The 7,490-nt window shown below is 60.4% G+C and carries 3 protein-coding genes; all 3 read left to right on the plus strand.

Annotation, left to right across the window (positions count from 1 at the left end):
• Positions 1 to 628: hypothetical protein (locus KA354_21480; protein ID MBP7937225.1), on the plus strand; the 628-nt coding region annotated here is incomplete at its 5' end.
• Between the two features lie 40 nt (positions 629 to 668).
• Positions 669 to 5,453 carry a hypothetical protein gene (locus KA354_21485; GenBank protein MBP7937226.1) on the plus strand — a complete coding sequence of 1,595 codons (4,785 nt, stop codon included), beginning with the start codon at positions 669 to 671 and terminating at the stop codon, positions 5,451 to 5,453.
• 32 nt (positions 5,454 to 5,485) lie between these two features.
• Positions 5,486 to 7,490 (plus strand): right-handed parallel beta-helix repeat-containing protein (locus KA354_21490; protein MBP7937227.1); only part of this gene is annotated, 2,005 nt, incomplete at its 3' end.

The raw sequence follows: 7,490 nt of genomic DNA on the forward strand, positions 1-7,490 counted from the left end.
CGTCGGAGGCACATTCACAGATGCTGGGGGAGTTGCCGTCAACAACGTCGCCAGATGGGATGGAACATCCTGGGCTTCGCTTGGGTCTGGAGTGACCGGCGAGTACGCCACCGCCTACGCTTTGGCCGTCTACAACAGCAACCTGATCGTGGGAGGCTATTTCACGGATGCCGGGGGAGTTGCCGCCGACGGCATTGCCAGATGGGACGGAACAGCCTGGTCCGCGCTCGGCTCCGGCCTCGGGGTGGGCGAATGGGTCTTTGCTCTGACTGTCCTCAACGGCGAACTCACAGTCGGAGGTCTTATTAGCCTTAACGGGTATGACGATCTGCTCGGCGGATGGGCGCGATGGCGTGATCCCGGTCCGACTGCCGACTTCGACTGTGACCTTGACGTCGATGTCGATGACCTGATGGTATTTGAGGCCTGCGCGACCGGGCCGGCGGTGCCGTACAACCCGGCGGCGCTGCCTGCGCTCGAACCCGGGTGTACACTGACGCCAGATGGCAACGGCCATATCGCCGCTGACTTTGATGAGGACAACGACGTAGATCAATCAGATTTCGGTTCGTTCCAGCGATGCTACAGCGGACAAGGCAACCCAGCCAATCCGGATTGTGCCAACTGACCCGACTGTCGTCGACCGTGGTGTGTGAAAGGACCAACAGATGAACCTCGCGAATCGGATGAGCCTAGGCACGATGCTGTTGATCGGCGCTGGTGCCTGCATGGGCACAAGCTCGGCTTTGGGTGAAACCGTGTATGTTTCAAAAACAGGTGACGATACGAACAATGGCCTGACCTGGGCAACTGCCAAGCTGACTGTCCAGGCGGGGCTGGATGCTGCAGTTAGCGGTCAAGAAGTGTGGGTTGCTGCCGGCATATACTTTGAGAACATCACGCTCAAGGATGAAGTCGCCTTGTACGGCGGTTTTGTCGGCTCAGAAACCGAGCTTGTCCAGCGAGACTGGACGATCAACGTAACAACCCTCGACGCAAACCAATCTGGAAGAGTGGTCACAGCACCTTCTGGAACAACCGCCGCTTCCCGTATTGACGGTTTCATTGTCCGTAATGGCAGCGCGTCGTGGGGTGGGGGCATCTACTGCTCCTATGCGTCCCCGACGATCGCCAACTGCACGATCACGGAAAACAGCGCGGCATACGGCGGGGCGGTCGCCTGCTGGGAATCATGGACGACCCTAAACAACTGCACGATCGCCGAAAACGATGCGACAGCTCAAGGTGGCGGGATCTACTGCGACGGTGGCTTTCCGGAGGTTCTTAACTGCACGATCACGGAAAACAGCGCGGCATGGGGCGGCGGCGTCAGCTGCTTTTTTTCGGGCCTGGACATCGTCAACTGCACGATTTCAAAGAACATCGCGACATCCGGTGGTGGCGGCGTCTACTACCTTGATTGCGACTCAGGAATCGCCAACTCCAGGATCACGGAGAACATCGCGTCATCCGGAGGCGGGATCTGCGTCGAGGGCGCGAATGTGATAGTCGCCGACTGCACCATCGCGGGAAACAATGCGTCCGACGGCGGAGGGATCCACAGCATCGGGTCCTCCCCCACGTTCGCCAACACCATCGTAGCCTTCAATTCATCCGGAGTGTACAAGACCGAAACGGGCACTCCGGTGCTGCGTTACAGCTGCGTTTTCGGCAACACGGCCTACAACTACTCCGGCCTGGCCGATCCGACCGACACCAACGGCAACATCTCGCTGAATCCGCTATTCAGTTCGGCGAGCCCGGGACCGGATGCCACCTGGGGGACCGGTGACGATATTCTGGACAACTTACGACTGCAGGCCGGTTCACCCTGCATCGACGCCGGCAGGAATGCCGATGTCGGTTCTGATCGGGCCGACCTCGACGGGGATGGGAACACATCCGAGCCACTGCCGTTCGACCTGGCCGGCTGGCCACGGTTTTCCGAGGATCCCGCCACCGCGGACACCGGCGCGGGCACGCCGCCGATCGTGGACATGGGGGCGTACGAGTACTTCCCCACCGCCAACGCGGAGTACGAGCAACTCGTGGTTGGGGTGGAGCAGGTCGGCATTGGCCCGCTCGTCCCCGGACCTGTTTACGCCATATCTGAAGGTTGGCACGCGATTGTCGCAGGCGATGAGGATTCGCCTCCTCCATCTGAATTCATGATTGCGCGCGAGTTTGCGCTGGGGCGAGTCGTGGTTGTCGGAGCCGAGGGACTTCTCACCAAGGCTGCTGAGCTTGATAATGGGCAGCTCATGCTTAACTCCCTCGATTGGCTGCGGAACACCGGCGGCACGAGGGTCGGATATACGACTGGTCACAGTGAGATAGTGAACCCAGCTAATGAGGCTTCATTTGCGGCTCTCCTCTCCCAAGCCGGCTACACACTCACCGGAATCCCAGGGCCCATCGCCGCCGGCGCCCTGGATAATGTGGACGTGTTAATCGTGCCCGCCGCCTGGGCACTTGATCAGACTGAGATCAACGCTATGAAGCTCTTTGTCGAACACGGAGGAGGGCTCTGGCTGTTCGGCTTAGGCTGGTCCTACCCGGGAGATATCAACGATTACGCCATGAATCACCTGTCCGAGGTGTTTGGCGCGAGGTTTATTCGCGGGTACATCACTGATCCCACAAACCAGTATCAAGGACAAGCTGTTCTGAGTGCCTTCTATCCCGATGCGGGATTCGCAGGCCTGCCAGACTCCCAAGAGTTCGTGCTTCAGACCCACGCCAACTACGGAGCGGCCTTGCCTTCCGCACTGGAGCAGGATGGCTCTTTGCGCCGAAGTTTCGTCACCGCTCATCATATGGTTGTCGTTCCCACGGTGGAGTTCGGAACGACTCACGCCGCGCGCAGCACAGTATACGATTGGACGAAACAACTGATGCAGCAGTGTCCTGGCGCTTATGCGAAGAACCAGCCTATCGACAGGCAACTCTATCCGACGACTGCCTGTATTCGGGAGCGGTGTTGGCGCACCTGGCGCGATGCGCGCGACTTATCCCCCGATGTTGTCTCGGACATGGCTACCCTTGGCCAGTTGTCCGGACATCGCCTCGATCTCCTTGAGCATTTCGGAATCGTCATTCTGGACAATCAATCCCTCGACCAAAGTCAACTAAACTACTTGCATGATCTGCTGGATGCCATCCCACAACAACTGCACAACGTCAGAAGCATTTCTGTGTCCTCTCTCATTGGGAATCCCGACATCGGGTTTGTTTCAGCCTCGGTGCATGGCTTTCTGGGCGTCGGATTGCCGGCTGCGATAAACATCTTCGACACTCCTCTTGATCGTGGCCCGGAAAACTCGTTTCCCCCTGATATTACAGGTGCCTTTGTGCCAGTGTTCACCGGAGCCGCTGCACATGAACTGAACCATGTGGTGGACAGCCACTCGGTGTACGGGGGCGCCGCCTTCTCGACGAGACGTGCACAACTCATCGCTGACGCCGGTGGTTCCAGCCAGAATTACCTGCGCAGCATGCTGCCTGATGGATTCTTCGTGTCGTACCCGCAGGAGTTCTTCGCCTCAATTGCGAATGAGTGGTTCCATGATTCCGTCAAGACGATTCAGTTGGGGTTACTCCGGTTCGACGCCGGCCTCCATCACCCGATCAATCAAGCCCTCTTCTTTGCAGACGTGTATTCACTCGGCAGCGACGTGACGAGGTTCTTTCAAACGAATGAGCAGGGTGCGATCACAGCAACGCAAGCGCCGATCCATCGAGACCCCAACGGGTTCATCGACCGAGTGGTGCTCAAAAACGTGCAGTACGATTTCGATCTGGACGCGTCCGGCAAGGTAACGGGTTACCAGGAGACGTGCCTCGCCGCGGACTGCTGCCCTGCCATCCTCTACGTCGACGAGAATGCTTCAGGCAGCACGCAGGACGGCCTCTCGTGGGACACTGCCTATTCAACGTTGGGCGATGCCCTCGACCGCATCACCGCCGGCGGATGCGTCCCAGGGCGCACCGGCGTAATCCGAGTCGCCGATGGCATCTACCGGCCCGACCAAGGCAGTCTGCGGGCCGCGGGGGATCGGGACGCCACGTTTCACCTGGAGAATTACGTCAGAATCGAGGGAGGCTATCCAGGACATGGTAGTCAATCGCCCGACCTGCGAGATATCTTGTCGCATCCAACCATACTAAGCGGTGATTTGTTGTTAGACGACGCGGGTGGAGTTGGTGATCCGACGCGATCCGAGAATGCCTATCACGTAGTCAACGCGAGTGTTGTCGATCGCACCGCGGTTTTGGATGGCGTTACGATAGAGCACGGTCACGCTAACGGTGAGAGGCTATCAGAGCGATCCTTCGGAGGGGGTATTCTTGGCAGTATATCCAATGCGACGTTCAGGAATTGCGTTATTCAGGAGAACTACGCGGGATTTGAAGGCGGTGGTGGTCGTCTGTGGAGTGGACTGCCCTTGTTTGGTGAATGCACCTTCCGGAACAACTATGCGGAAGACCGGGGAGGGGCCTTTTTCGGGGAGGGCGCATTTCATGCTTGCGAGTTTCTCGGCAACTACAGTTACGCAGCGGGCGCTATTTGGTCGGGCATCCTGGAAGCAAGTCAATGCACGTTCGCAGGCAACACGGCCGTCTTCTCCGGCGCGGTGCGCGTGCAACCCCCCTCGGGAGCAATCAGCAACTGCACTTTCGCCGCCAACCACTCGATCAACGATGCCGGAGCCGTGAATTGCGCCGACGGCGCTGCTGTGTTCGTCGTCAACTCGGTTCTGTGGGCAAACACGAGCAACAACGCCGTCTCTGAAGAGCATCGCCAAATAATGGTTTTCGGAGGCGCGACCGCCGCCGTCGACCACTGCTGTGTGCAGGGATGGACCGGAGCGCTTGGAGGCGCGGGCAATCTTCTGACGGACCCACTGTTTGTGCGTATGCCCGATCCGGGTGTCGACGGTCAATGGGATGGGGTCGATGACGACTACGGCAGCCTGCAGTTCCACCGCCAGTCACCGTGCATCGACGCAGGAAACAATGCGGCGGTACCGGCGGATACGGCCGACCTCGATGCCGACGGAGACACCAGCGAGCCGTTGCCGTTCGACTTGGCCGGTTGGGCTCGGTTCTTTGACGACCCCGCAACGACAGATACTGGTGCGGGCACACCACCGATCGTTGACATGGGAGCGTATGAGTTCTTCCCCACCGCCAAGGCGGACTTCGATGCCGATGGCGATGTGGATTCAGACGATCGTGCCGTTTTTGAGGCCTGCGCTACCGGCCCGGCGATTCCCTACAACCCGATAGCACTGCCCGAACCCGAGCCCGGGTGTACGCTCGTGCCCGATGCCAACGGCCATATCGCGGCCGACTTTGACGAGGACAACGACGTAGATCAATCAGATTTCGGCTCGTTCCAGCGCTGCTACAGCGGTCAAGGCAACCCCGCGGAGGCCGGCTGTGGGGACTGATCATAGTGTGGACTGCACTGAGGAGAAGGAAGATGCGACCTGTGATTTCTGCCGTGATGATCGTGCTGGGGGGAAGTGTCTGTGCAGCACTGGGCGGGCCCATCGCCGGTGACGCGCCGGCACGGTTGCTGAAAGAGGTGCCCCGCGAGCAGGTTGAGGCGCTGGCTGCGTCTATCGACGGACGCACGCTCATCGTGGATTGGCACGGCACCTGGGATTACGCCACGATCCAGGCCGCTCTCAACGCGGCCGAGTCCGGCGACACGATCATCGTGCTGCCCTCGACGGGGTCGCCCAGCGGCGCCTACGTCGAGAACATCACCATCCCCGCCATCCCGCTCACGCTGCGGAGCATCAACCGGCAGGACCCGGCCATCGTCGCGGCAACCATCATCGACGGGAACCAGGCCGGGAGTGTGGTGACGTTTGCCGAGGGTGCTTCCACGGAAACCGGGTTGAATGGCTTCACCGTTCGCAATGGCACCGGGACGCTTTCAGGAGGTTACTACTATGGTGGCGGGGTCTACTGCCATGCTTCCTCGCCGACGATCGCCAAGTGCACGATCACGGGGAACAACGCGACATCTGGCGGCGGAATCGCCTGCATCGCGTCTTCCCCGACGATCGTCGACTGCACCATTGCGGGGAACAGCGCGTCATCCGGCGGCGGTGGCGGGGTCTACTGCCACTCTTCCTCACCGACTATCAGCAACTGCACGCTTACCGACAACAGCGGCTCCGGAGTGTACTGCTATTCTTCCTCCGCGATGATCGCCAACTGCACCATCGCGGGAAACAGTGGGTGGTCCGGAGGCGGGGTCTACTGCAACCATTCCGCCCTGACCATAACCAATTGCACGATCGCGGATAACGACGCGTCAGACGGTGGCGGAATCAGCTGCTACTATTCCTCCCCAACGATCGCCAACACCATTGTGGCACTTAATTCTTCCGGCATCTATAGGTCCGGTTCGGACATGCCGAGTTTGAGCCACAACTGCGTGTACGGCAATACGGCCTACAACTACTCGGGCCTGTCCGCCGGCGTGGGTGACATTTCGCTCTATCCGCGGTTCATGAACCTCGCGGCGGGCAACTACGGCCTGTCACCAGGTTCGCCTTGCATCGACGCGGCGAACAACGCCGACGTACCCGCTGATTCTGCGGATCTGGACGGCGACGGCGACACAGTCGAGCCGTTGCCGTTGGACCTGGCTGGCCGGGCTCGATTCGTGGATGACCCGTGGACCCCGGACACGGGCGCCGGCACGCCGCCGATCGTGGACATCGGAGCGCACGAGTTCTTCGTTACCGCCAGGGCTGACTTCGATGCCGACGGCGATGTAGATGTGGATGACTTAGCCGTTTTTGAGGTCTGTGCGACCGGTCCGGCCATTCCCTACAACGCGGCCAGCCTGCCCGAGCCTGAGCCTGGCTGCACGTTGATGCCCGACGGCAACGGCCATATCGCTGCCGATCTCGACATCGACCGCGACGTGGACCAGGGCGACTTCGGACTCTTCCAGCGCTGCTACAGCGGTGAGGGCAATCCAGCCGATCCGGAATGTGCTGGCGGTATACCTCTGTCCAGCCTGCAATCTGCCGCAGACGCGGCTGCCCGGGCAGGCGTCGCCGGCTTCGACTCCTCGGGGCCGGGCTGGGCACTCGCGCTCCAGACGGCCATCGATGTCCTGGCCGCACACGACGCCCCGAATCTCCCTGAGATGAATACGAGTCTGTTGGTGAACCCCGCGCTGGTAGAGGTCCTGGACGACGTGAACACCCCGGACAATGCCTGGGATAAGGTGCTGACCTGGGACTATGCAACGAGCGGGCGAACGGGGATGGACGCGGACAAGAATCTGGTGGTGCGGATTCAACGCGGTCGGTGCTACCGGGATGATGCGGGTAACATGGTCTTCGAGTCGTTGGAGCATGACGCGGCTACGAACACCGGCTGGGTGACGGCGAATCCAAACATCCCGCCGTTCATGGCCGCCAACGCGGTGTTGGTGGAACTGGAGCGGCCGGAACCGC

The sequence above is a fragment of the Phycisphaerae bacterium genome (assembly GCA_018003015.1).
GTDB lineage: Bacteria > Planctomycetota > Phycisphaerae > UBA1845 > PWPN01 > JAGNEZ01.